General features: G+C 64.9%; 24 protein-coding genes, 1 tRNA gene and 1 other RNA gene. 17 read left to right on the top strand and 9 right to left on the bottom strand.

The genetic code is table 11. The annotated features are described in order from the left end of the window. Nucleotides 1-713, bottom strand: a 713-nt coding sequence (locus JWN03_RS13490) for an acyl-CoA dehydrogenase family protein (protein WP_297614283.1), incomplete at its 3' end; no start/stop codon positions are given. 28 nt (nucleotides 714-741) lie between these two features. Continuing rightward, on the bottom strand, nucleotides 742-2,136 hold the full coding sequence (locus tag JWN03_RS13495) for an acyl-CoA dehydrogenase family protein (protein WP_441342983.1): 1,395 nt from the start codon (nucleotides 2,134-2,136) through the stop codon (nucleotides 742-744). Nucleotides 2,137-2,369: 233 nt separating this feature from the next. On the opposite strand from JWN03_RS13495, the gene JWN03_RS13500 reads away from it, so the two are divergent. After that, nucleotides 2,370-2,621, top strand: a complete 252-nt coding sequence (locus tag JWN03_RS13500; protein ID WP_297614287.1) for a hypothetical protein — start codon at nucleotides 2,370-2,372, stop codon at nucleotides 2,619-2,621. 70 nt (nucleotides 2,622-2,691) lie between these two features. Then, the gene (locus JWN03_RS13505; RefSeq protein ID WP_297614288.1) at nucleotides 2,692-4,152 is read left to right on the top strand and encodes a glycosyltransferase family 39 protein; all 1,461 of its coding nucleotides are present in this window, start codon (nucleotides 2,692-2,694) and stop codon (nucleotides 4,150-4,152) included. Nucleotides 4,153-4,491: 339 nt separating this feature from the next. Here the strand turns inward: JWN03_RS13505 and hisN are convergent, their stop codons facing one another. Then, nucleotides 4,492-5,277: a histidinol-phosphatase gene (hisN, locus tag JWN03_RS13510; RefSeq protein WP_297614290.1), complete on the bottom strand. Its 786-nt coding sequence runs from the start codon at nucleotides 5,275-5,277 to the stop codon at nucleotides 4,492-4,494. 82 nt (nucleotides 5,278-5,359) lie between these two features. Then, entirely contained in the window at nucleotides 5,360-5,956 is a 597-nt protein-coding gene (locus tag JWN03_RS13515) for an NADPH-dependent FMN reductase (RefSeq protein WP_297614292.1), read from the bottom strand. A 142-nt stretch (nucleotides 5,957-6,098) separates the two neighbouring features. Between JWN03_RS13515 and JWN03_RS13520 the strand changes: the two genes are divergently transcribed. The 12 genes from JWN03_RS13520 to JWN03_RS13575 all read left to right on the top strand — a co-directional run bounded on the left by JWN03_RS13520 (nucleotide 6,099) and on the right by JWN03_RS13575 (nucleotide 20,083). Then, nucleotides 6,099-6,956: a helix-turn-helix domain-containing protein gene (locus tag JWN03_RS13520; protein WP_297614294.1), complete on the top strand. Its 858-nt coding sequence runs from the start codon at nucleotides 6,099-6,101 to the stop codon at nucleotides 6,954-6,956. 329 nt (nucleotides 6,957-7,285) lie between these two features. After that, complete coding sequence (prfB, locus tag JWN03_RS13525; protein ID WP_297614296.1) at nucleotides 7,286-8,410, top strand: peptide chain release factor 2; 1,125 nt, start codon at nucleotides 7,286-7,288, stop codon at nucleotides 8,408-8,410. A gap of 2 nt (nucleotides 8,411-8,412) precedes the next feature. Further along, on the top strand, nucleotides 8,413-9,270 hold the full coding sequence (locus JWN03_RS13530; protein ID WP_297614298.1) for a mechanosensitive ion channel family protein: 858 nt from the start codon (nucleotides 8,413-8,415) through the stop codon (nucleotides 9,268-9,270). A 214-nt stretch (nucleotides 9,271-9,484) separates the two neighbouring features. Continuing rightward, entirely contained in the window at nucleotides 9,485-10,174 is a 690-nt protein-coding gene (ftsE, locus tag JWN03_RS13535) for a cell division ATP-binding protein FtsE (RefSeq protein ID WP_297614300.1), read from the top strand. Next, nucleotides 10,174-11,079, top strand: coding sequence for a permease-like cell division protein FtsX (gene ftsX / locus JWN03_RS13540; protein WP_297614302.1), 906 nt, complete (start codon nucleotides 10,174-10,176; stop codon nucleotides 11,077-11,079). Before ftsE ends, ftsX begins: the two co-directional genes overlap by 1 nt. Nucleotides 11,080-11,209: 130 nt before the next feature. After that, on the top strand, nucleotides 11,210-13,339 hold the full coding sequence (gene recQ / locus JWN03_RS13545) for a DNA helicase RecQ (RefSeq protein WP_441342984.1): 2,130 nt from the start codon (nucleotides 11,210-11,212) through the stop codon (nucleotides 13,337-13,339). A gap of 244 nt (nucleotides 13,340-13,583) precedes the next feature. Further along, nucleotides 13,584-13,656: transfer RNA gene (locus JWN03_RS13550), tRNA-Glu, on the top strand. A gap of 383 nt (nucleotides 13,657-14,039) precedes the next feature. Beyond that, entirely contained in the window at nucleotides 14,040-14,516 is a 477-nt protein-coding gene (smpB, locus tag JWN03_RS13555) for an SsrA-binding protein SmpB (protein WP_297614304.1), read from the top strand. A 134-nt stretch (nucleotides 14,517-14,650) separates the two neighbouring features. Next, nucleotides 14,651-15,023: a transfer-messenger RNA gene (gene ssrA, locus JWN03_RS13560) on the top strand. Between the two features lie 756 nt (nucleotides 15,024-15,779). After that, nucleotides 15,780-17,369 (top strand): ArnT family glycosyltransferase, encoded by a 1,590-nt coding sequence (locus JWN03_RS13565; protein ID WP_297614306.1) that lies wholly within the window; start codon nucleotides 15,780-15,782, stop codon nucleotides 17,367-17,369. A 16-nt stretch (nucleotides 17,370-17,385) separates the two neighbouring features. Continuing rightward, complete coding sequence (locus JWN03_RS13570; RefSeq protein ID WP_366914395.1) at nucleotides 17,386-19,638, top strand: MMPL family transporter; 2,253 nt, start codon at nucleotides 17,386-17,388, stop codon at nucleotides 19,636-19,638. Nucleotides 19,639-19,750: 112 nt separating this feature from the next. Next, on the top strand, nucleotides 19,751-20,083 hold the full coding sequence (locus JWN03_RS13575; RefSeq protein ID WP_297614310.1) for an EthD family reductase: 333 nt from the start codon (nucleotides 19,751-19,753) through the stop codon (nucleotides 20,081-20,083). A 78-nt stretch (nucleotides 20,084-20,161) separates the two neighbouring features. On the opposite strand, the gene JWN03_RS13580 is transcribed toward JWN03_RS13575, so the two are convergent. From JWN03_RS13580 to JWN03_RS13590, 3 genes are all read right to left on the bottom strand, one after another. Further along, nucleotides 20,162-20,863 (bottom strand): serine hydrolase, encoded by a 702-nt coding sequence (locus JWN03_RS13580; protein ID WP_297614312.1) that lies wholly within the window; start codon nucleotides 20,861-20,863, stop codon nucleotides 20,162-20,164. 185 nt (nucleotides 20,864-21,048) lie between these two features. Next, nucleotides 21,049-21,261, bottom strand: coding sequence for a DUF5302 domain-containing protein (locus tag JWN03_RS13585; RefSeq protein ID WP_297614314.1), 213 nt, complete (start codon nucleotides 21,259-21,261; stop codon nucleotides 21,049-21,051). Nucleotides 21,262-21,322: 61 nt separating this feature from the next. Then, nucleotides 21,323-22,012 carry a DUF899 domain-containing protein gene (locus tag JWN03_RS13590; protein WP_297614315.1) on the bottom strand — a complete coding sequence of 230 codons (690 nt, stop codon included), beginning with the start codon at nucleotides 22,010-22,012 and terminating at the stop codon, nucleotides 21,323-21,325. A 146-nt stretch (nucleotides 22,013-22,158) separates the two neighbouring features. Here JWN03_RS13590 and JWN03_RS13595 point away from each other — a divergent pair, with 146 nt between their 5' ends. Beyond that, nucleotides 22,159-22,356, top strand: a complete 198-nt coding sequence (locus JWN03_RS13595; protein WP_297614317.1) for a hypothetical protein — start codon at nucleotides 22,159-22,161, stop codon at nucleotides 22,354-22,356. A gap of 18 nt (nucleotides 22,357-22,374) precedes the next feature. On the opposite strand, the gene JWN03_RS13600 is transcribed toward JWN03_RS13595, so the two are convergent. Further along, complete coding sequence (locus JWN03_RS13600; protein ID WP_297614519.1) at nucleotides 22,375-22,593, bottom strand: hypothetical protein; 219 nt, start codon at nucleotides 22,591-22,593, stop codon at nucleotides 22,375-22,377. Here JWN03_RS13600 and JWN03_RS13605 point away from each other — a divergent pair. Both JWN03_RS13605 and JWN03_RS13610 read left to right on the top strand, forming a co-directional pair. Next, entirely contained in the window at nucleotides 22,562-22,795 is a 234-nt protein-coding gene (locus JWN03_RS13605) for an SDR family oxidoreductase (RefSeq protein WP_441342985.1), read from the top strand. The two genes, JWN03_RS13600 and JWN03_RS13605, sit on opposite strands and share 32 nt — an antisense overlap. Nucleotides 22,796-22,889: 94 nt before the next feature. Next, nucleotides 22,890-23,852, top strand: a complete 963-nt coding sequence (locus JWN03_RS13610; protein WP_297614320.1) for a DNA polymerase domain-containing protein — start codon at nucleotides 22,890-22,892, stop codon at nucleotides 23,850-23,852. Between the two features lie 7 nt (nucleotides 23,853-23,859). On the opposite strand, the gene JWN03_RS13615 is transcribed toward JWN03_RS13610, so the two are convergent. Beyond that, nucleotides 23,860-24,663: an SDR family NAD(P)-dependent oxidoreductase gene (locus JWN03_RS13615; RefSeq protein ID WP_297614322.1), complete on the bottom strand. Its 804-nt coding sequence runs from the start codon at nucleotides 24,661-24,663 to the stop codon at nucleotides 23,860-23,862. Nucleotides 24,664-24,743 lie beyond the last annotated feature (80 nt).

The following is a 24,743-nucleotide window of genomic DNA, read 5'->3' on the forward strand; positions in this document are numbered from 1 at the left end:
TTGTCGGCAGGGATGCGGCAGTCTTCGAAGCGGATCTCGGCGGTGTCGGACGCCTTGATGCCGAGCTTGTGCTCGAGGCGGGACACGGTGAGGCCCTTGGCATCCCGCGGCACCACGAACGACTTGATGGCCGCGCGGCCCGCGGACTTGTCGACCGTCGCCCACACCACGATGTGAGTGGCGCGCGAACCGGCGGTGACGAAGATCTTGGTGCCGTTGAGCACCCACTCGTCACCGTCGCGGGTGGCGGTGGTGGTTACCGCGGCCGAGTCGGAGCCGAAGGACGGTTCGGTAATGGCCATGGCGGCCCACACCTTGCCGAAGCGCTGCAGCTGCTCATCGGTGGAGACGGCGGCGATGGCGGCATTGCCGAGACCCTGGTAGGGGATCGACAACATCAGGCCGGCGTCGCCCCAGCAGGTCTCGAGGGCGTTCAGCAGCGCGGACATATTGCCGCCATTGGTGTTTCCGAGGAGCTCCGTGGCGTGCACGTCCTCTTCACCCTCGGCCTTGCGGCCGCCGGTGGCGCCGGACACGTCGCCACCCGAGGCGGACAGGCCCTCGATCATGGCGGCCATGGTGTCCAGCTCGACCGGATACTCGTGCTCGGCGAGGTCGTACTTGCGGGACACCGGGCGGAAGATCTCCGCGGCGACCTGGTGGGCCTGGTTTGCGCTGGCCCGAAGCTTCTTGGGGAGTTCGAGATTGATCATGAGTTGTCTCTCCGTTGAGAAGTGCGGGTCAGATGAGGACGACGCCCTCGGCAATGCCGACGGCACGAAGATCGCGGTACCAGCGCTCCACCGGGTGCTCCTTGGTGAAGCCGTGGCCGCCGAGCAGCTGCACGCCGTCCAGGCCGATCTGCATGCCCTTGTCGGTGGCCAGCTTGCGGGCCAGAGCGGCCTCGCGAGCGAACGAAAGACCCTGCTCAGCGCGTGACGCACCCCGCAGGGTCACGAGCCGCAGGCCGTCGAGCTCGATGGCCATATTGGCGACCATGAAGGCCACCGCCTGACGGTGCGCGATCGGCTCGCCGAACGCCTCCCGCTCCTTCACATACGGAATCACGTAGTCCAGCACGGCCTGACCGGTACCGGTCGCCAGCGAGGCCCAGCCCAGACGGGCCAGGCGGACGGCATCCGCGTAATCCTCGGAGCGCTGCGCGGTTTCGGCATCACCCAGCAGGGCGTTGGTCGAAACAGCGACATTGTCGAGGATCAGGCGACCCAGACCCGCGGCGCGCAGACCCATGCTCGGATCGGCCTCGACGACCAGACCCTGGGTGTCGGACTCGACGATGAAGAAGGCCGGGCGGCCGTCCAGCTCGGCGGCGACGATGAACAGTTCGGCATCACCGGCAGCCGGAACCAGGCTCTTCACACCGTTGAGACGGTAACCGCTGGGCGAGCGGGTGGCCTTGGTCTTCAGTGCGAACGGATCGAACAGCGCCTGCGGCTCGGAGATGACGACCGACGCCTGCGGCACACTCTCACCCGCGAAGGCTGCGAGGTAGGTCTGCTGCTGCGCGTCCGTACCCCACTGGGAAAGGGCGACGGCCACACCGCTCGGAGCCAGCAGCGGCAGCGCCAGACCCATGTCACCGTGCGCGAGCGCCTCGGCCACAAGGGAATTGGTGACCGCGCCGCGCTCGGAGGCAGCGCCCTCCAGCTCCTCGGGCACATTGATCAGCGTGATGCCGAGCTCCGATGCGCGCTCGAGCAGATCGCGCGGGGCCTTGGCGGCATTGTCGGCGTCATAGGCGGCCGGGCGCAGGATCTCGGCGGCGAACTCGCGGACCGTCTCGACGATCATCTGCTGCTCGTCGGTCGGCGTCAGGTCGAAGTAGTCCTTCTTACGGGACTCGTTGGCGGGCAGCCGCTTCGGGGCGCCACCTCCGGCAACCTTTTCGAAGACGCGGGTCGCGGCACCGAGGGTGCGGAAACCGGTCTTGGTGCCCTCGTACGTAATACGCTCGATGGGCTTGCGCAGGTTGTACTTCTCCGCGAGTTCCGACCCCGTGATGGTCGTCATGACCCGCATGGCTGCGCCCATCCAGTCGCGCTTGACCGGGTTCAGGCCAACGGCGGAGGTATCCGGACGTCGCGTCTTTGCGGTGTCTCGAGTGCTCATAATCACCAGTTTTCTTGAGTGTGGAGGGTGATCCTGCCCAGCAATCTTACTCCAGAGTAAGACCTATCTTACTCCAGAGTAAGAACTGTCGTCGAGGCTTGTCTAATCGGCAGGTCAGCGCGGTGGTTCCAGGCGTCTCCAATGCGCCATGGCCAATAGTGAAACAAACTCCGTTCAAACAGGTTGCGGGTGGGCTACGGTGTCGGCGCAACACTCGCACCAAAATGGAGGTCTATTACATGAAAACGCTGGTGGGTACTACCGGCGCGATAGCCATCGCGCTCTTCCTCGCCGCCCCCGCCGCGAGTGCGGCGGGCATCTCACTCGAGCCCGCGCAGCCGGACGTCGTCGCGCCGATCACTTCCGTGTACCAGGCGGGTTCCACCGACGGCACGACCGCGGTGCAGAGCGGTTCGGCCCAGCCGCAGACCGATATCGGCACCGGCTCCGGCCTCGGCAAGACGCAGCTCGGCTTCGGCCTCTCGGCCTAGAGATCGGACCACGTACCGTCCGGCGTCGGGGACCGCAGCCCCCGCGCCGGATAGCAGCAGATCACACCCGATGTTCACCAAAGTTCGGCAGAGTGGCGGAATGTACTGGGTGGCGACCATTTTCGCGGCAGTCCTGGCTGGATACTCGAATCGGTACGGCTACCACCGCGACGAGATGTACTTCCTGGCGGCGGGGCGCCGGGTGGACTGGGGATATCCGGATCAACCACCGCTGGTGCCGCTGATCGCCCGGGGGATGGCGGCGATCGATTCCAATTCCTTGATACTGCTACGCATTCCGGCGATCGCCGCAGCCGTTGCCGTCGTGCTATGTGCCGGGTGGATGGCGCGGGAACTGGGTGGGGGACGGGTCGCGCAGACACTGTCGGCCGCGGCGGTCGCCTCGTCGGCGCTGCTCATGGCGGCCGGGCATATGCTCGGGACAACCGTGTTCGACCTGGCCGTGTGGTCCGCCGTTACGGTGCTGGTACTGCGGCTGGTTCGCGAAGAATCCGATCCGCGATGGTGGCCGGCGGTCGGGGTGCTGGTCGGGATCGGCTTACAGAACAAGGCGCTCGCAGCAATCCCGGTGCTGGTCCTCGCGGGCGCGCTCGCTGTGACCGGGCCGCGAAAGCTCTTCGCCACCAGATACTTTCCGGTGGCCATCGGTATCGCCGGGCTGATCGTGCTGCCGTATCTGTGGTGGCAGGCGCGAAATGGCTGGGCGCAGTGGGAGATGAGCCGGGCCATAGCGGGCGGATCGTCGGGCACCTCGAATTCGCCGATCGCCTTCGTGCTGCTGCAGTTCGGTTTGATGGGCCCGATCCTGGTGCCGCTGTGGATATTCGGTCTGTATTGGTTGTGGCGGCGGCCTCGCTACCGGGCATTCGTGCTCACCTACCTGGTGCTGTTCACGGGGTACCTGGTTGCCGGTGGCAAAGCGTATTACCTGGGCGGGATGTATCCACTGCTGCTCGCGGCCGGGGCGACCGGGCTGGAAGCGAAGCTTGCGAACCATCGAATCCGGCGTGTCGCAGTGGGTTTCGCGATCACGCTCAATGCGGCCGTCTCGGCCCTGCTGTTTCTACCGGTGCTTCCGGTCGCCACGATTCGCGATTCCCCTGTTCTCGCCATCAATTTCGATGCGGGGGAGACCATCGGCTGGCCGGGGTTCGTGCACCAGATCGCCGATGCCCGGGCCCGTTCCGCGCCCGACGCCGAGATTCTCACCGCCAACTACGGCGAGGCCGCGGCCATCGAGCGGTTCGGCGGCACGTACCGGTTGCCCACGCCGCACAGTGGCCACAATGCCTATTGGTGGTGGGGTCCACCGGCCGAGGGGCGTCCGGTGCTGACGGTGGGGATCGCCGAGGATCAGTTGCGGCGACTGTGCTCGGAGCCGGAACTGCTGGGGCACATCGACAACGGGCTCGGCATTCACAATGTAGAACAGGGCAGACCCATCTATCTGTGCCGTGTGCTCCGAATTTCCTGGGACGCCGCGTGGCCTGCAGTCCGTCACCTCGGATAGTCCGGTTACCCAACGTAATTCCGTATAAACATGCGAAAACGGCTTGTCTGCACAGTGATTCGCAGCGTGGTGGATCTTGTATAAGCGGGAGTCCGGTACGGTTATTTCGTTTTGATTACTCCAACTGTCAAGTGCCACTACGTTTTTCGATGAGGCGAAAGGAGGAGTGGTTATGTTGTCAGGACTCGTCTCTGTAGTTACCAGTCTGCTCAGTGGTCTCGTTGGGGTGCTTATCGGCCCCACCAACACGGGCGGCGGTGGATCTGCCTAACCCGCAACGGCACTAAACGCGAACACCCCCGCACTGCAGAGCGGGGGTGTTCGTTCGTTCGGAGTAGATCAGGCCGCGAGCGCGGCCAGGACCTGGTCCTGCAGATGGGAATTGGTGGCCACCGCGCTGCCGCCGTGCGGGCCCGGATTGCCGTCCAGTGAGGTGAAGGTGCCGCCCGCCTCCCGGATCAGAATGTCGAGCGCGGCCATATCCCACAGCGAGAGCTCGGGTTCGGTGACGATATCCACCGCGCCCTCCGCCAGCAGGGCGTAGCCGAAGAAATCGCCGTACCCGCGCACCCGCCACACCTCATCGGTCAGCGCGATCAGCTTCGCGCGTCGGCCGATGGCCCGCCAGCCGGACAGGCTCGACATGGCCAGACTGGCCGCACCCAGCTCGGCGATCGCCGACACCGAAATGGCCTTCGGCTCCGACTTCTCGAAACTTGTCCACGCACCGGCCTGCGCCGCCGCCCACCAGCGCCGCGACAGCGCCGGGGCGCTCACCACGCCGACCACCGGTACGCCGTCCTCCAGCAGGGAGATGAGCGAAGCCCACACCGGCACACCGCGCACGAAATTCTTGGTGCCGTCGATGGGATCGATCACCCACTGCCGGCCGTGGAATTCGACATCCCCGCCGAATTCCTCACCGAGCACCAGATCGCCCGGGCGCTCCGCGCTCAGCACGTCCCGAATCATGCGCTCCACGGCCAGATCGGCATCCGAGACCGGGGTCAGATCCGGCTTCGAATCGATCTTCAGATCGAGCGCACCGAACCGCTCACGAGTTATGGCGTCGGCCGCGTCGGCCAGCCGCAAGGCAAGTTCGAGATCACTGGAGTAGGTGGTCACCCGGGAAACGTTAGCCGTTGCCGGCAGCCACCGCGCGTCGGCGGCAAACTTCCCGCACCCTCCCGGCCCGGTATCGAACGAGCTAAACGGAAACCGGGAGTTCGCGGGCCGCGGTAAGAGCGCCTGCCCACCAGAACAATTGGTCGAGCATGGAGGCGGCCGCACGCTCGAATTCGGCGGGATCGATGAGCTGTCCGTCCGGGCCGAACAGCAGGAAGTAGCGGGGGAACGAAACATACTCGCGGACGGTGTGGGCATTGAGTTCATTGAGCACCGTGCGCAGGTGCTCGATCGCCATCAGACCACCGCTCTTACCGCTGTAGCCGACGAAGCCGACGGTCTTGCGGTCCCACTGCGTGAAATGCCAGTCGATCGCGGCCTTCAGCGCTGCCGGATAGCTGCGATTGATATCGGGAGTGACGATGACAATGGCATCGGCCGCGCCCAGGCGTTCGGTCAGATCGACCATGCCGTCCGGCCGCACCGGATTCGGCTCCATCAGCGGTGAGACGGCGGGCAGCGCCAGCGGCAGGTCCATCTCCGCCAGATCGATCACATCGACCTCGAAAGCGCCGTGCTCGCGCGCCTGCCCGGCGAACCAGTTCGCGACCACGGGACCGAACCGGCCCTCCCGGACGCTGCCGATGATCACCGCGAGGCGCAGAGGCGTGCTGGTCATGAGGGTCTCCTTCACGAGTTGCGGCGACCGGATCGGCCGCTGTCCGCAACTGTGCCGCGCACCGATACCGGTAGGGAGACCGCGCTGAGAGTGGTAGTGGCAGGGACACTTTCCCGCTTGCCTCTCTTGGTACCGTCGAGAGGTGAGCGATAACGAGTTGGGCCTGTTCTTGCGCATTCGGCGCGAGGCGGTCCCGCCTGCACAGGTGGGCCTGCCCGCCGGTGCGCGTCGCCGCACGCCCGGCCTGCGCAGATCCGAGCTCGCGACGCTCGCCGGGGTGAGCGTCGAATACATCACCAGGCTGGAGCAGGGACGCGATCGCCATCCCTCCTCGGCGGTGCTCGCGGCGCTCTCGGACGCGCTCGGAATGACCTCGACCGAACGCGTGTACCTGCATCGGCTGGCCAAGGCGCAGTCGCCCGGATTCACCTGCAACGGCACCATGCAGCCCACCCGCGTGGTGCGCCCCGCGGTGCTGGCCATCCTCGACCAGCTCGAGCCCGCCCCCGCAGCCGTGGTCAACCGGGCCAGCGAGATCGTGGCGTGCACGGCGGGTTACCGCCGGCTCATGGGCCCGACCGGACTCTTCGACGAGGGTGAACCGGCCAATTTCGCCCGGTACATCTTCACCGACCCCCGCGCCCGGGAGGCCCACCCGGACTGGGAGCACACCGCCGACAAGGTGGTCGCCAACCTCAAAGTCGGCCCGTTCCGCTCGGACCCCGTCGTCTCCGCTCTGGTCGATGAGCTGACGCTCACCGCGGGCCCGGAATTCAGCGGCCGGCTCAGCCGCATCTCCGGCCTGCCCGAGGCCAGTCGGGTGGACCGCCTGATCCACCCCGAGGTGGGCCTGCTCCGGCTGGCCTTCGAATCCCTCGAACTCTCCGCCGACGATGATCAGCGGCTGATCGTTCAGCTCCCCGCCGACGATGCCACCGCCGAGGCCCTCGATCGCCTCATCGGCCGCAAGCCGGGCAGCCTGCGCGCAGTCGCCGGTTGACTGGCCCGCGGCGGGGACTCGTCGCGGTATCCGCCTGAGTTCGGTGCTCTACCAGCGATTTTCGGGCCACGCCTCCCCGTGGGCGCAGCAAGTTGTGGCCGACATCGCAACGCGTTGCCGCGATTGCGGAGTGGCCAGGGCGCGCACCGGCCGTGGCCGGTGCGCTCTGCCCCGCCTTGATCGGCGCGCGGTGTTCTTTCGGCAGAACCGAGGGCACCGTGCCGCCCCACGCACTTCTCCGGCGGCAATGCCCGCCCGCCGACCGCGGCGCACGCGGCCGATCTCCCTTTGTTTCGCCGACCTGGAAGGGGGCGGTAGCCTTGGCAACCGTGCATCCTGACGTATCCGCTGACCTGGCCGAACTCGACTCGACTCTGAAGACTGTGGAGTCGGTGCTCGATATCGACGAGCTGATTCGGCGGATCGACGAGCTGGAACACCAGGCGGCGGACCCGGACCTGTGGAACGACCAGGACCATGCGCAGGCCGTTACCAGCGAACTCTCGCACGCCCAGAGCGAATTGCGGCGGGTCCAGGAGCTGCGGCAGCGGCTCGAAGACCTGCCTGTGCTGTACGAGCTGGCCGAGGACGAGGAGGGTGACGCTCGCGCGTCCGCCCTCGCCGACGCCGACGCCGAACGATCCGCCCTGCACGGCGATGTGGAGGCCCTCGAGGTTCGGACCCTGCTGTCGGGGCAATACGACAAGCGTGAAGCGCTCGTCAATATTCGCTCGGGTGCGGGTGGCGTCGACGCCGCCGACTGGGCCCAGATGCTGATGCGCATGTACGTGCGCTGGGCCGAGCGGCACAAGTACCAGGTCGAAATCTACGACACCTCCTATGCGGAAGAGGCGGGCATCAAGTCCGCCACCTTCGCCGTCAAGTCGCCTTACGCATACGGCACGCTGTCGGTGGAGATGGGCACGCACCGGCTGGTGCGCATCAGCCCGTTCGACAACCAGGGCCGCCGCCAGACCTCCTTCGCCGAGGTCGAGGTGCTGCCCGTGGTCGAGACCACCGACCACATCGAGATTCCGGACGGTGAGATCCGCGTCGACGTGTATCGCTCCTCGGGTCCCGGTGGTCAGTCTGTCAACACCACCGACTCGGCGGTGCGCCTGACGCACATTCCGACCGGCATCGTCGTCACCTGCCAGAACGAGAAATCGCAGCTGCAGAACAAGATTTCGGCCATGCGCGTGCTGCAGGCCAAGCTGCTCGAGCGCAAGCGGCAGGAGGAGCGCGCCACCATGGACGCGCTCAAGACCAATGAGGGCGCGTCCTGGGGCAACCAGATGCGTTCGTACGTCCTGCACCCGTACCAGATGGTCAAGGATCTGCGGACCAACTACGAGGTCAACAATCCCTCCGCTGTGCTCGACGGTGACATCGACGCCTTCATCGAATCCGGCATCCGCTGGCGTATGCGGGAGCAGTCGACTACCCAGGGGTAAATATGAGTTCGATTCTCGCCGCAGGCACCGGAGCCGATTTCGGAAACTGGTTCCGGTCCAGCGGTCTCGAGATCGTGCTGCTGATCGTCGGCGCGATGTTGTTTTCTCGCGCAGCGACTTTCGTGCGCGACCGGATCACCCGCAGGATCGACACCTCCTTCCGCAGCAGCGATTCGCTGGTGCGGTCGGAGGCGGCCAAGCATCGACATGCGCTGGCGCAGGTCATCACCTGGGTCGTGCTGTCTCTCGTCTACTTCCTCGTGGCTTTGGAAGTATTGCGGCGCTTGGGTTTCCAGCTCGGCGGATTGGTGGCGCCGGCCGCGGTGCTCGGTGCGGCGATCGGCTTCGGCGCGCAGCGCATCGTGCAGGATCTGCTCGCCGGATTCTTCCTGATCACCGAAAGGCAGTACGGCTTCGGTGATGTGGTGAGGATCGCAGTCAATGGATCGAGCGGCGACGCCGAGGGTACCGTCGAGGACGTCACGTTGCGCGTCACCACATTGCGCAGCGTCGACGGTGAAGTCATCACGGTGCCGAACGGCCAGATCGTGAAAGTGACCAACCTGTCGAAGGATTGGGCACGTGCCGCCATCGACGTGCCCGTACCCGCAACCGCCGACATCAACAAGGTCAATGAGATCCTGCGCGAGGTGGGCGCGAAAGCGTTCGCTGATCGCAAGCTGAAAGCGCTACTGCTGGACGAGCCCAGCGTGATGGGTGTCGAAGATCTCACCGTCAACCAGATGAATATCAAGATGGTGGCCCGGACATTGCCGGGCAAACAGTTCGAAGTCGGGCGTGAGCTGCGGGTGCGAGTCGCCGCGGCGCTACGTCGGGAGGGTTTGAGTGAAAACACGTAAGTCCACGGCGATCCTGATGACGGTCTGGCTCGCCACGTTCGTGTTGTACATGTTCGTGAAGCCGGAAACGCAAACCGCACAGGACCATCCGACCTTTGTGAACTCGGTGCTCAGCAACCCTTTGTCTGGCCCAACTGAGCCATCCCCACGCCGCTGACGGCCGATCTGCGCGGCGTGGCCGGGTAACGGTCATGTCTCGCTACACTGGCAACCCGTGATAGTGCTCCGGAACGTCACCAAGTCCTATAAGACTTCGACGCGACCCGCCCTCGACAACGTTTCCGTCGACATCGGGAAGGGCGAGTTCGTCTTTGTGATCGGACCATCTGGTTCCGGTAAGTCGACTTTCATGCGCCTGCTGCTCAAGGACGAGAAGCCCACCACGGGCGAGGTCTGGGTGGCGGATTTCCGGGTGGACAGGCTATCCGCGCGCAAAGTTCCGAAGCTACGGCAGCGGATGGGTTGTGTCTTCCAGGATTTCCGGCTGCTGCAGCAGAAGTCCGTCTACCAGAACGTCGCCTTCGCGCTGGAGGTGATCGGCAAATCGCGCTCCTTCATTCATCGCGCGGTGCCCGAGGCGCTCGATATGGTCGGGCTCTCCGGCAAATCCGACCGGCTGCCCAGTGAACTCTCCGGTGGTGAACAGCAGCGGGTGGCCCTGGCCCGTGCGTTCGTGAACCGGCCGCTGGTACTGCTCGCCGACGAGCCCACCGGCAATCTCGATCCGGAAACCAGCGCGGACATCATGACGCTGCTGGAACGCATCAACCGGACCGGTACCACGGTGGTCATGGCCACGCACGACAACACCATCGTCGACGCCATGCGGCGGCGCGTGGTGGAACTGGATCGCGGCCGTGTGGTGCGCGACGACGAGATGGGCGTCTACGGGGTGGGCCGGTAATGCGTCTCGGATTCCTTTTCGGTGAGGTCTTCACCGGCCTGCGCCGCAATATCACCATGACCATCGCCATGATCCTGACCACCGCGGTCTCGCTGACCATGCTGGGCGGCGGACTGCTGGCGGTCCGCATGTCGAACAAGATCGAGGACTACTACGTCCAGCGGGTCGAGATCCGGCTGTATCTCGATGATCAGGTCTCGAAGACGGATCTCGATTGCACGCAGGATCCGTGCAAATCGCTCATGGCCGATCTCAAGGACCACGCGGATGTGGCGAGCGTGCAGTTCGTCAACAGCCAGGATGCGGTGAAGGAGGTCAAGGAGACCACCTTCAAGGATCAGCCCGGGCTCGCCGACGAGGTCAGCAAGGACGGACTGCCGGCTTCGTTCCGGGTGAAGCTGACCGATGTGACGCAGTACCGGTCCATCTACGACGATTTCGCCAAGCGGCCGGGTGTCATGACGGTGCTCAATGACATGGACATCGTGGACCGGCTGGTGAGTTTCTTTGTCGGACTGCGCAATGCGGCCTTCGGTCTCGCGGCGCTGCAGGCGCTGGCGGCACTGCTGTTGATCGCCAATATGGTTCAGGTCGCCGCGCTGGCCCGCAAGACCGAGGTCGGAATTATGCGGCTGGTCGGTGCGACGCGGTGGTACACGCAGCTGCCCTTCCTGCTGGAAGCGGTGCTGGCTGCGCTGGTCGGTTCGGTGCTGGCCATCGGCGGGCTGTTCGTGGCGCAACCGCTGGTGATCAATCGGGCGCTGGGCAGTCTGTTCAATGACCAGGTGTTGCCGCGCATCAGCGGTGACGACATTGCGACAGTGGCGTTGATCGTCACTCCGATCGGCATCGGCTTCGCGGCGCTCACCGCGTACGCCGCGCTGCGGTATTACGTCCGAGAGTGAAACACCTCACCCCTGCCCGTCTTTCGTGACCAGGTGTTTGCCTGTGCGCGGGATCGGGTGGGGGTGCGAAGTTGCGTGAGGTGTGCAGAAGGGGAAACGGGTGTCGGGCGGGGTCCGTAGGATTGCCCGCGTGAGCGCACCGGAGGTCGAGGCCGTCGTAGGGAATGAGTCTGCAGTGGACGCCGGAAGTGATGCGGCGCACCGGATTCTGCGAAAGACCTTCGGTTACGACAGCTTTCGCGGGCCGCAGCGGGAGATCGTCGAACAGGTGATCTCCGGCGGGGACGCCCTGGTGCTCATGCCCACCGGTGGCGGTAAATCGCTGTGCTACCAGATTCCGGCGCTGGTGCGGCCGGGTGTGGGCGTGGTGGTATCGCCGCTCATCGCGCTCATGCAGGACCAGGTCGATGCTTTGAATGCCGTCGGGGTGCGGGCCGGCTTCCTCAACTCCACACAGTTCCCCGATGAGCGCCGAGCCGTCGAGGCGCAATTCGTGGCGGGGGAGTTGGATCTGCTCTACCTCGCACCCGAGCGGTTGCGGCTCGAGTCCACGGCGCAGCTGCTCGATCGCGGCAAGATCTCCTTGTTCGCGATCGACGAGGCGCACTGTGTTTCGCAGTGGGGCCACGACTTCCGGCCGGACTATCTCGCGCTGTCGATGCTGCACGAACGCTGGCCGGACGTGCCGCGCATCGCGCTCACCGCCACCGCGACGGGGGCCACCCGCAAGGAGATCGCCGAGCGGCTGGATCTGACGGGCGCCAAGCACTTTGTGGCCAGCTTCGATCGGCCGAATATCCAGTACCGCATCGAGGGCAAGAACCGGCCGGAGCAGCAACTGCTGGCGTTCATCCAGAGTGAGCATGCCGGTGATGCGGGCATCGTCTACTGCCTGTCGCGCAATTCGGTGGAGAAGACGGCCGCATTCCTGAGCGCCAACGGTGTGCAGGCCGTGCCGTATCACGCGGGTCTGGATCATCGGATTCGCGCGACGAACCAGTCGCGGTTCCTGCGTGAAGACGGTCTCGTGGTGGTCGCGACCATCGCTTTCGGCATGGGTATCGACAAGCCGGATGTGCGTTTCGTGGCGCACCTGGATCTGCCGAAATCGGTGGAGGGGTACTACCAGGAGACCGGCCGTGCCGGGCGTGACGGCCAGTCGTCGACCGCGTGGATGGTCTACGGCCTGAGTGACGTCGTGCAGCAACGCAAGATGATCGACTCCTCCGAGGGTGATGCCGCGCACCGCCGTCAGCTGCAACTGCATCTCGATGCCATGCTCGCGCTCTGCGAGACGGTGGAATGCCGGCGCACCCAGCTGCTGGGCTACTTCGGCCAGCCCGGGAAAGCCTGCGGTAATTGCGACACCTGCCTCAATGTGCCCGAATCGTGGGACGGCACAGTTCCCGCCCAGAAGGTGCTCTCGACCATCCTGCGTCTGAAACGTGAACGCGGGCAGAGCTTCGGCGCGGGCCATATCGTCGATATCCTCATCGGCAAGCGCAATCCCAAGGTCGAGCAGCACGCCCACCACGAGCTCAAGGTCTTCGGCATCGGCACCGAACTCCGCGATATCGAATGGCGTGGTGTGGTCCGCCAGCTGCTGGCAAAGGGCTTTCTCGCCGTGCACGGAGACTACGGCGTCCTCACCCTCACCGAATCCTCCAACGAGGTGCTGTTCGACGGCCGTCAGGTCAAGCTCCGCCGCGAACCCGAACGCACCAAGGCGGCTCGAACACCCAAGGCCGCCAAGGGCTCCCGTCCGGCCGCCGACCTCGCCCCCGGCGATGCCGACCTCTTCGAGCGTCTGCGCGCCTGGCGCGCCGCCACCGCGAAGGAAACCGGCGTGCCCGCCTACGTCGTCTTCCACGACGCCACCCTCCGCGATATCGCCGCCCGCAAACCGGCGTCGCTCGCCGACCTCGGCACCATCTCCGGCATCGGCGAGAACAAGCGCGCCAAATACGGCGAAGGCGTCCTCGAAGTCATCGCGGGAGGGTCGTCGCAGTCCGGCGCCAAAACGTCTGCCCCGGCGGGTGCCGAAGTCCCAGAACGTAAGTCGACCACCGCCGCGCCGCCCGTCCGGACCCCTGCCGCTGCGCAGAGTTCATCCGCGAAGGCGCCGCGCACCGCCAAAGCCCCGGCAGCACAGCCCGCTCAGGCGACCCGTGCGGTTCCCAGCGCGGCGCCGGCGTTCGACGATGTCCCCTGGCCCGACGACGAGCCCTACCCGGACGATCTGCCGCCCGATTTCGGATAGACCCGGTCGCTATGGTCGCGCCCCGGTCGTCACCCAGACTGTGCCCGCTGCGTGGTCGCGGCGGGCTCGGTAGTCGCGGTCGCGGCAAGGTTCGGGCGTCGCAGTCACCACTGGGGTAGCTCGAGCGACATCCCGCCCGGGGTAGCTCAGGCGTCGCGGGGCCGTAGGCAGCGGATTTGGCGGCTGGGCGTGGGCACGATAAGCTTTCGGAGCTGCCGCGGTCCTGGATCGCAGTGAGCATCCTGGTCCCGTCGTCTAGCGGCCTAGGACGCCGCCCTCTCAAGGCGGTAGCGCGGGTTCAAATCCCGTCGGGACTACCTCGAAAAAGCCCCTCAGCCATCTGGCCGAGGGGCTTTTCGTATCGCGCATGATGACGCCGCAGCGCGTTTCGCGACCGCACAGCCCTTGGAAGCGCTGGCCGGTACCGACACATGCTGTGTGATGGCAGGCATGTGCTGTGTGGTGCAGTGCGATTGCGGGGAAAATCGTTCGCGCGCAGGGGGATGCGCTGGTTACGTTGAGGCCAGGTGGTCAAGCCGGGGGCGCGACTCGCGTGGTCCGGAATATTCGGGGGCCCGCGGCAATTACTCTGGGGCGCGGAAAGACACAGGCGGATCGACCGGGTCCCTCACGGGAGCCCGGGAAACAGCTTCGGTGCGGAACCAGGTTTCGCGGCGAGCGACGCGACGATAGAGGGAGCATGAAGGAGAAGGGGCGCAAGGCCATCGCGACCAACCGCAAGGCGCGGCACAACTACTCGATTCTCGACGTCTACGAGGCGGGGATCGCGCTGGTCGGTACCGAGGTCAAGAGCCTGCGCGAGGGTAAGGCGTCGATGGTGGACGCGTACGCCACCATCGATGACGGTGAGGTGTGGTTGCGCGGTCTGCACGTGCCCGAGTTCTCGCACGGGACTTGGACCAATCACTCACCGCGGCGCACCCGCAAGCTGCTGCTGCATCGCAAAGAGATCGACAAGCTGACCGGCAAGATCAAGGAGTCCAGTCTGACGCTGGTTCCGCTGTCGATGTACTTCGCCGACGGCAAGGTCAAGGTGGAGCTGGCGCTCGCCAAGGGTAAGCAGGACTACGACAAGCGCCAGGATCTGGCCAAGCGTGATGCCGAGCGCGAGGTCGTCCGCGAGGTCGGGCGGCGGATCAAGGGCATGCGGGGCTGAGTCGCAGCCGATCGAAGGCCATCGGGAGACCCGCCGCGTGACGCGCGGATAATGGGATGATCCGCTGTTTCAGCGGTGTTAGTATGAGAAGCCCGGTGTGAGCCGGGAGTTCACTCGAATCGGTGAACACAGACGGGGCTGAACGGTTTCGACTGCGTGCGTTGATTCAGGGGAAGCGTGTCAGTGCAGGCAGGAGACCACTGTATAAGCGTCGCTGCAACCCTATAAGCGCCGATTCTAATCAGCGCGACTACGCTCTTGCTGCCTAAGTAGCCGAGCGTGTCTGTCAGCCCGGGTTCGCCCTCGACCCGGTCACTGGCATCAGCTAGAGGGCTTTACTGTTCGGCTCGGTCGCGGAGTCGGATGGGACATCAAACAGCGACTGGGATCGTCATCTCAGCTTGTTCGCGAGACCGAGAGATCCGAGTAGAGGCGTAGCGAACTGCACACGGAGAAGCCCTGGAAATGCGGCGGAGGACCCGGGTTCGATTCCCGGCAGCTCCACCACGGTGGTCTTACTCGAACCGGTGTCCTTCGGGATGCCGGGGAGGGTAGGACCACCTTTCTCGTTTCCGGACCTTGTCAACTGCCGACTCCGTTCCGGCCATCATGGCCGACTTGTGCCTGAGCCGCTGACCCTATCGAGGTGCGGTTCAGTCGGGCGTGTGATATCGATTTGTCGGCGGAAATAGTCCGCCGGTACATCGGCAGTTAGGAACACAGGTCAATATGGAAATCCTCGGAGTCCTCTTCACGCTCTTCGGAAAAGCTGTCGCAGCGATGAGTGCAGGGTCCGCGTACCTGAGCAACCGAGGCTGACGGGCGGGGCTGTGCGCCGGCCCCGGTAACGGGGCCGGTTTCCCGCTCACTGTCGTGTTCGTGTGCCTCAGAGTGAAATATCTCATATTCGAACATATGTCATGCCAATAGTTTTCGGGGCACGAACGGCAAGTGAATAGATACCGGCGAGTAACTCGCATTTCCGCAATTAGTAACCCGGATCACATTATGCCGTAGCGACCAATTACTGACCGATAACGTCGATTTACAGCAATCTGCTATCACTGCTGCCTCGCAGCGCATTTGCGGGTTCCAGTGATACAAACTAGCATTTCACAAAATTGCATGATCCGAGCACGACCGCGAGCGTCCGCGCGCATCAAGTTCGCTGCCGGGGAGGAATCAGTTCATCAGCGAACAGATGCAGCGACACCGTGAGGTGCCGCTGGTCGCGTCTGTCGGAAAGTTTTCTGGGGGCAGTTCATGACAGCGGTCGTTGCGGTTCGCATCGAACGAGAAGATATTCCGGATATTCATCCGCGGTTTGCTTTCCGTGGCGTCGGAATGATGGCTTTCATTTCCGCGATAGTGCTGACGGTGACGGCGGGACGCTACGACTTCTTCGGCGACGAACTCTATTTCCTTTCCGCCGGACGACGACTCGACTACACCTACGCGGACCAGGGCGTGGTGGTGGCGTTTTTCGCCCACATCGCGGACCTGCTCGCACCGGGATCGGTAACGGCACTGCGGTTCCCGGCCGTCGTGATGGGCGTGGGTGCGATCGTGGTGGCGGCGCTGATCGCCTACGAACTTCGGGGCAGCCGCCGCGTGCAACTCCTCGCGGCGGGCACCTACGCGACGTCCTATCTGCTGGTCACCCAAGTTGCGTTGAGCACGTTCTCCTTCGACGCCACGTTCACGGCCGTGATCACGTGGTTGTTCATCCGCTGGGTGCGTACTCGCCAGGACTGGCTGATTGTCGTGGCGGGACTGGTTGCGGCCCTGGATATGCAGGTGAAATGGATGATCCCACTGGTCTGGGCCTGCCTCGGCCTGGCCGTCATCCTGTGTGGTCCCCGGGAAATCCTGCGCCGCCCCGCGCTGTGGGTGGCCACCGGCATCCTCGCCTTGTCCGTGGTCCCGATTCTGTACTGGCAGTCGCAGCACAACTGGCCGCAGCTGGCCATGGGCTCGATTATCGGTGCGGAGCAGGACGCCACGGGTTACGGTCCGCCGGGATTCTTCCCGCAGTGGCTCGGATTGGCAGGCTTCCTGGGCACCGTGCTGATGGCGGTCGGGTTCTGGGCGGTGATCAAGCAGGAGTCGCTGCGCCCGTATCGCTTCGTCGCGGTCGCCCTGCTGCTCATGACCCTGTTCGTCGTCATCACGCACGGCCGGCCCTACTACCCGACGGGCTTCTTCCCCGCCCTGTTCGCCCTGGGGGCCGTCGGCCTGTGGCAGTACCCCCGGAAACGGTGGATGAACCTGGCGATGATTCCGATCGTCGTGCTCACGGTGGTGACGTTCATCGCCACGCTCACCGTCCTGCCCCTGCCGCCCAGCTGGCGCGGCCAGACCGAGAACGCCATCGATCTCGGCATCCGATCGGCGTTCTGGGGAACCACCAATTGGTCGCGCATGGTTTCGGCCGTCGACGCCGGTTACGAGACTCTGACGCCTGAGGAGAAGGCGCACTCTGCCGTCGTTGCCCAAGGTTATTGGCAGGCAGGCGCTGTCGAGGAGTTCGGTGGACAGTACAAGCTACCGCCCACCTACAGTCCGAGCCGCGGGTTCGGATTCTTCGGCCCGCCACCGGATTCGGCGACCTCGGTGATCTACGTCGGGCTGGACACCGCCGAGCCCGACCTGCGCGCCCGCTTCGACCGAGTGGAGCGTGTGGTGAAGGTCGACGATCCCATGGGTATCCCCGGCATCGATCGCATGGTCGCCGTCTGGAAATGTCAAGGGCCGAAGCAGCCCTGGTCGGTTATGTGGGATTCGATGACCACGCTGTACTTCGATCTGGGTCTCTGGCGCGACGCTCGGTTCACCACTCGGCCCATCCACTGAACGAAGGGGTCGCATATTGTTCACGCGCTGGGGCAATCTCGTGTACCGACTACGGTTCGCTGTGCTCGGTACATTCATTGCCGGATTGCTAGCGCTGGGTGCGTACGGCTCCGGGCTTGGGGACCATCTCAGCTCCGGCGGTCTCGACGATCCCGGGTCGGAATCCACACACGCCGCGCAATTGGGCGGTGGGGCGTTTCCGCCGAATCACGATGTCGACGTGGTCGTGATCTACACCGCGCCACCGGGAAAGACCGTCGACGATCCCGAGTTCAGTCGCAAGGTCGTCGATAGCCTCAACAGTCTGCCGCGCGAGTATCCCGGGCAGATCACCGGAATCAACGCTGCCTACTGGCCCACAGAAACCGGGAAGCTGAGCGGGTCGCAGGCCGCCACACCCGATAAAAAGTACGCGGTGGCGACTATCGCGATCCGCGGTGACAACGACAACGCGATGCTCTACAACTATCGGATCGTCAAGGACGCCTTCGACATCCCCGGTGTGGTCGTGCAGGTCGGTGGCTTGAAGCCGGTGGCGGGCACGCTCAACGACACCATGACCGACGACATCCGGCGAATGGAACTCCTCGCCTTCCCCCTGGTCGCGCTACTGCTGTTCTTCGTCTTCGGTGGCGTGGTCGCTGCTGCGCTGCCCTTGATCGTGGGCGGTCTGACGATGATCGGCGCGAACGGGATCGTCCGCCTCGTGACGAACTACACCGAGGTCAATTCGTTTGTCGCGCCGGTCGTTTCGATGATCGGCCTGGGTTTGGCCATTGACTACGGCCTGTTCATCGTGAGTCGCTTCCGGGAGGAGCTCGCCGAGGGGTACGACACACCAGCGGCGGTACGGCGCGCGGTGATGACCGCCGGGCGCACGGTGGTGTTTTCCGCGACGATGATCATCGCGAGTGCCGGTGGCATGCTGCTCTTCCCGCAGGGTTTTCTCAAATCGATTGCCTACGGTGCTATTTCGGCCGTATCGCTGGCGGCGCTCACCGCGATCACGGTCTTGCCCGCGATGCTGGCCGTCCTCGGCCCGCGGGTGGACATGCTGGGCATCAAGAGGTTGCGCAAAACCAAGACCGTCGAGGAGATCGAGAACAGCTTCTGGGGCAGGACCACGCGCTGGGTGATGCAGCGTCCCGTGAAGGTCGGTGGCACCCTGTGCATCGCGCTGCTGCTGTTGATCTTGCCTGTGCACAATCTGGCCTTCGGCGGATACAGCGAGCGATACCTGCCCCCGGACAACAAGACTCGGCTCGCGCAGCAGCAGATCGACACGTCGTTCCCCGGCCGCAGGTCCGACCCGATCGAACTGGTCTTCGTGTCCGCAGACAGCAAGGCTGTCGGCGCCGTCTGGAACCAGGCGAACGCCGCGCCGGGACTGTCCGGGAAGTTCGATGTGCCACAGCGATCCACCACACAGCCGAACATCTACCGGACCCACGCGCTACTGGCCGACTCCGACGAGGCCGATACCGCCATCGATTACTTGCGGTCTATCCCGACGCCGGACGGGGTGAGCATGTTCGTCGGCGGGGTGCCGGCCGTCGAGAAGGACAGTCTCGACGCACTGGAGGGCCGGATGCCGCTGATGATCGGCCTGGTCCTGCTCGTCACGACGCTGTTGATGTTCCTGACCTTCGGCTCGCTGATCCTGCCGATCAAGGCGGCGATCATGAGCGCACTCGGGCTCGGCTCGACCCTGGGCATCCTGACCTGGATCTTCATAGACGGTCATGGCGCCGGGCTGATGAACTTCACTCCGCAGCCGATCCAGGCGAATGTGCTGGTGTTGATCATGGCCCTCATCTACGGCCTGTCCACCGACTACGAGGTTTTCCTGCTCTCGCGGATGGTCGAAGCGCGCGCGAAGGGGGCCTCCACCACCGAGGCAGTGCGCATCGGGACCGCGCATACCGGTCGCATCATCACCGCGGCCGCGCTGATCCTGCTCGTCGTCACCGGCGCGTTCGCCTTCTCGGATCTGGTGTTGATGCAGTACATCGCGTACGGCATGATCGCCGCGCTGCTCATCGACGCCACCGTGCTGCGCATGCTCCTGGTGCCGGCGACGATGAAATTGCTCGGTGACGACTGCTGGTGGGCGCCGGCCTGGATGAAGAAGATCCAGCAGAAGGTCGGCTTGGGTGAATTCATCCTCGACGATGAACGGCCCGGCAGCACCGAGATCATCGACCTCGTCCGGACCACCCCGATCACCGACCCGGTGACCATGCAAATCCCGGTGTTCACCGAATCATGATGCGCGAGGGATGAACCGGATCCTGTGATGTTGTCGATCCTGCGGAGCGGCGTTCGTCGGAACTATCGAGCCGGTTCGATGACTCGGCCGCAACCCCGCAGGAGTTCGACAGATGAGCACGCCCACCGAGCCCAAGCCGCGCGCACGATTCGTGGTCATGTACGACCTGCCCTCCGACGTGGAGGCATTCGAGCGCCACTACTGGGACGTACACATCCCACTGGCCAAACAGCTGCCCGGCCTGCGCCGTTACACCGTCAGCCGCGATGCGAAGCCGGTCATCGGCGAGCCGTATTACCTTGTCGGCATGCTCGATTGGGATGACGTGGATGCACTCGGTCAGTCATTCGAATCCGAGATCGGGCGACAGTGCGCCACCGATGTGGCAATCCTCGGCCGCTACGCGACCATCCGCAGCATGGTTGTCCAACTCGACGAGGCATAGCACCGGCGTCAGAACCGCCGAAGAGGCCCTGATCGGCAGAGTGCCGCTAGGGCCTCTTCCACTGGTGCCGGGCCGGGGTTATGGGACCTGTGGTGGGCGGTCGGGGACCAGGAGGGTGGCGATTGCCTCGCCTATCGGGATGGCGTTGTCTCTATCGGCGTCCGCGGTGGGGCCGAGAGTGGCGTAGACGACGATGGTGGTGGCGGTTTTGGTGTCGTAGAAGGCGACTCCGTTGTAGCCGCCGTAGGCGGGGTTCATGAAGAGCCAGTCGGCCAGGTGGGGGACGCCGAAGGCGAAGTACTTCTGGGTGGTGAGGGGGCCCAAGCCGGCGGTGGAGGGGGCCATCATCTGCTGGAATCGGCTGGGGGAGAGCAGTTCACCCTTGCCCAGGGCGCGAACCCAGCGGCCGATGTCGGCGATGGTGGAGTTCATATTGCCGCTGTGCAGGAATGCGGTCGGGTTCCAGAAGGTGGCGTCTTCGAAGATCTTTCGCTCATCGGTGTAGCCGTGCAGGATCGGCTCGTCGATCTGGGCGGTGAGCACCACTTCGGTCTGCTTCATGCCCAGCGGGTCGAGTACGTACTGGGAGATCAGGTCGCCCAGCGGGGAGTCGCCCACCGCGCCGAGGGCGATCTGCTGTTTATCGCGCCACACGCCGAAAACCGCTGCGCTGAGACCGAGTTCGGCCAGTTTGCCGCGCACGATATCGGTGATCTGGGCGGCTTCGGGGGGAGCTGGCGGCTTCGGGCGAACTCGTTTGCCGGTCCGACCCGCACGCACTGATGATCACGGTGAGCACAACTGCCAGCACCGCACTTACCCGATAGCGATTCGACACACTCATCACCGCAGTCCCTTCGCAGAAGAAGACGGCTCGAGCTGCGTCCATCAGAATCTACGCCGGTAGCGGGACCATAGCCAGAAAAGAAGGCCCGGTCCGTCAGGACCGGGCCTTCCTCGGTTTCCTAGCCCCCTGCCCTGCGGCGGAAGGTGCGTTTGCCGCCCGCCTGGGCGTGGGTGCCGCGTACCTTCGCGGCGTTCTGGGCGGCACCGCCGGCTGAGGCGTTGCCATTCTTCCGTTCGAGCGCTTCGCGGAACTTCCGCTTGGTTGCCGCTTCCGGCGATTCGGTCGCTTCGTCCCCTAGCTGTTCGGCTGGGACTTCTTGTTCATCGGCCATGGGCCCAGCCTGCCACTTCCGGCGGCCGGGCATTACCTGGTTTTCGCCGAGCGTGGCTGATTCAGGCGCCCGGTTCGCCGTAGGCTGCGGCGATGTCCTTGGAGCCGGCCCAGCGGCTGTAGGTGGGGGACTGCGGCCAGCCGGCCGGGGAGTCCTGCCAGACCTCCTGCCGGCCGTACGGCAGCAGGTCGATCAGGGGGAAGGCGTGGCTGAGTTGTTCGGTGCCGCGACCGGTGGTGTGCCAGGTGCGGTAGACGGTGTCGCCATCGCGGAGGAAGACGCTGACGGCGAATCCGCCGCCGGGAGGTGCGTCGACGTCACTGCCGAACGAACTGTTCGCCGTGGAGTACCAGGTCATCTTGTTTCCGACCCGCCGCTTGTAGGCGAGCGCCTCATCGATCGGCCCCTGGGTGACGATGACGAACCGGGCGTCGTAGTTGTCCAGGAACTCCAATCGCGTGAATTGCGAGGTGAACCCGGTGCATCCGCCGCACTGCCACTCCTCGCCCGCGAACCACATGTGGTTGTAGACGATCAGCTGTGACTTGTCGCCGAAGAGGTCCACGAGCCGGACCGGTCCCGCCTCGCCGTCGAGGGTGTACTCGGGCATTTCGACCATCGGCAGGCGGCGACGCTGCGCGGCGATCGCATCGAGCTCCCGAGTCGCGGCCTTCTCCCGGATGCGCAGCGCGTCGAGTTCATGCCGCCAGGTATCGGTGTCGACGACGGGCGGCAGTGCTTTGGTGCTCATAGAGGTCCTCCCAGACCGTGTTCACACATTGCGAGCTTGTCTGTATAGACACCGCCCGCCCCCCGAACTAATCGGTCCCCGCCCCCTCCGTTCGCCGAAGATCGGCGTTGATGGTGCATGTGGCGGATTCTGGGTATCTCCCCAGTATGTTCGCCATCGTTGCTGTCGTTCTGTTCGCCATTGCCCTGTTGATCGAACTCGTGAAGTGGGCCACGACTACCGGGGTGGTGGCGCTTGTCATCGCCGGATTTCTAGCTTTGTCGCTGCATCACGGGGGATTCAGTTCCCGGATCCAGTCGCAGGGCGGGTGGAAGTCGCGGAAGTGGGGTCGTCGCCGGCTCTGATGAGTGGGATGGCAGGATTCAGCGCGAAAATCTAATGGATTCAGCGCTTTTGGAGGTCTTGCCGTGCGTGTTCTCGTCACCGGAGCCAACCGTGGGATCGGGGCCGCGATCGCGGCTCACCTCGTGGACGAGGGACATACGATGTTCAAGCACCGCGCCGGGCGCATTGTCATCATCGGGTCGGCCGCGGTCGCTGGCTCGCGAATTGGGTTCGCGGGGAATCACATCCAATGTCATTGCCCCCGGTTTCACCGAGACGGATATGGCTGCCGGTGTGAGTGAGAAGATCGTCGCGACCGCGCTGGCCGCCATCCCGCTCGGCCGGTTCGGGAAGCCGGAGGAAGTTGCCGCTACCGCTGCTTTCCTCCTCTCGCCCGGCGCTGCCTACATCACCGGCACCGTGATCAATGTCGACGGTGGTATCGGCATGGGGCACTGACGGCCGTTTCGGCGAAGTGCTCGCGGCGGTCTGCGACCAGCCGAGCCGACTGCTGGTGGTTGACGGGGTTCGGGATCGGGCGCATGGTGGGCCGATGGGTGATGGGGTGCGTGACGGGCTGAAGCTGAGCAGTCTCGACAGTCCGCTGTTCGATGGGTCGGGGGCGAGCAAGGGGGAGCTCATCGACTATTTGGAGGCGGTGGGGGAGCGGATGGTGCGGGGGTTGCGGGGGCGGCCGCTGTCGGTGGTGCGGGTGCGGCCGGGGCAGGAGCCGTTCATGCAGAAGAATCTGCCGAAGTACACGCCGGAGTGGGTGAGTCGGGTGACGGTGTGGGCGGGGAGCTCGAAACGTGAAGTGTCGTATGCGCTTTGCGATGATGTACGGACGCTGCTGTGGTTCGGCAATCAGCGTGCTGTCGAGTATCACGTGACACTGCTGCTGGCCGAGAACCTGGTTGATTACTCCGGTGGCCCAACGCATCTCGTGCTCGATATCGATCCGGCGCCCGATCAGCCGTTCCAGCAGGTGGTGGCTGCGGCCGAGCTGATTCGCCAGGCGCTGGCCGCCGATGGGCTGGCGGGTGCGGTGAAAACCAGTGGTTCCAAGGGTGTGCACATCTTCGTCCCCGTGGAGCCGGGGGTGAGCATCGATGATGCGGCCGCTGCCACCCGCGCCATCGCGGCCCGCGCCGAACGATTGGATCCGGCGCTGGCCACCACGGCCTTCATTCGAGAAGACCGCGGCGGCAAGGTCTTTCTCGACTCCACCCGTGCGGGCGGCGCGACGGTGGCCGCCGCCTACAGCCCGCGGATCCGGCCCGGCGCCACGGTGTCGTTCCCGGTGAGCTGGGCCGACCTCCCCGATATCCACCCGCGTGACTTCACGATCCGCACTGCCGCAAAGCAACTCGGCGATCGCGATCCGTGGGCGGAGTTCATGCCCGCACCACAGGCCCTGCCCGCCGACCTGATCGCGGAGGGCCACACCATCCCGGTCGCCCGGGTGCAGGCCATGCACGAGGGCAAGCGCCGCGCCCGCGCCCGCCGCGACTCCTGAGCCGGTCCTAGTCGGCGGGAAGACCGGTGAGCCGGGCCGAGATATCCCAGAGCCGCTCGCCGACTTCGGGATCGGTGACCTGCTTGTGGGTGGGTTCCTGGCGGCGGTGCTTATTGAAGTAGGCGCCGTTGATCGACTCCGGGTCGGCGACGGTGGCCAGCTCGATCAGCGGGGCCGCGCCCTTGTCGGCACTCGGCAGGAAGTAGCGGCCGACGCGCATGAGGGGGCCGAGAATGGAGTCCTCGCGCATGACATCGGTGGCCGTGCCGCCGGGGTGGAAGGCGGTAGCGGTGAGCTTCTCCTCCCGGCGGGCCAGTTCGCGGGTGAAGAGCAGGACCGCGAGTTTGGCTGCGCCGTAAGCACGTTGGCCGCCGAGCCCGTCCAGATTGTTCAGGTCGAGGGTGGCGAACCGGTAGGCGACGCTGCCGGTATTGATCACCTGGGCTTCGGACAGGGACGGCAATAGCAGGTTGGTCAACAGGAACGGCGCGAGATAGTTGACCTGAAAGGTCATTTCGTGGCCGTCGGGGGTCAGGTGGCGGCCCGAGAAGACGCCGCCGGCATTATTGGCCAGGACGTCGATCGGCCGATCGCGGAGTTTGTCGGCCAGCGCACGGACGTCGTCGAGCCGGCTGAAGTCGGCGGTGTGATACTCGGCCTTGATCGAATCAGCCACGGCACGAGTCTTTTCCGGCGAACGGCCGACCACTACGACGCGGGCGCCGAGTTCGGCGAAGCGGGCGACGGCGGCGGCGCCGATGCCCGAACTCGCTCCGGTGACGACAACCGTGCGGCCCTGCAGATCTGACATATCGATAACTCCTAGTGGTCTGTCCAGCTACTGTATGCCAGCGTTTCAGATTATTGCAGTTTCTGAAAAATTGCAGTTTA

It is taken from the genome of Nocardia sp. (assembly GCF_025465275.1).
GTDB lineage: Bacteria > Actinomycetota > Actinomycetes > Mycobacteriales > Mycobacteriaceae > Nocardia.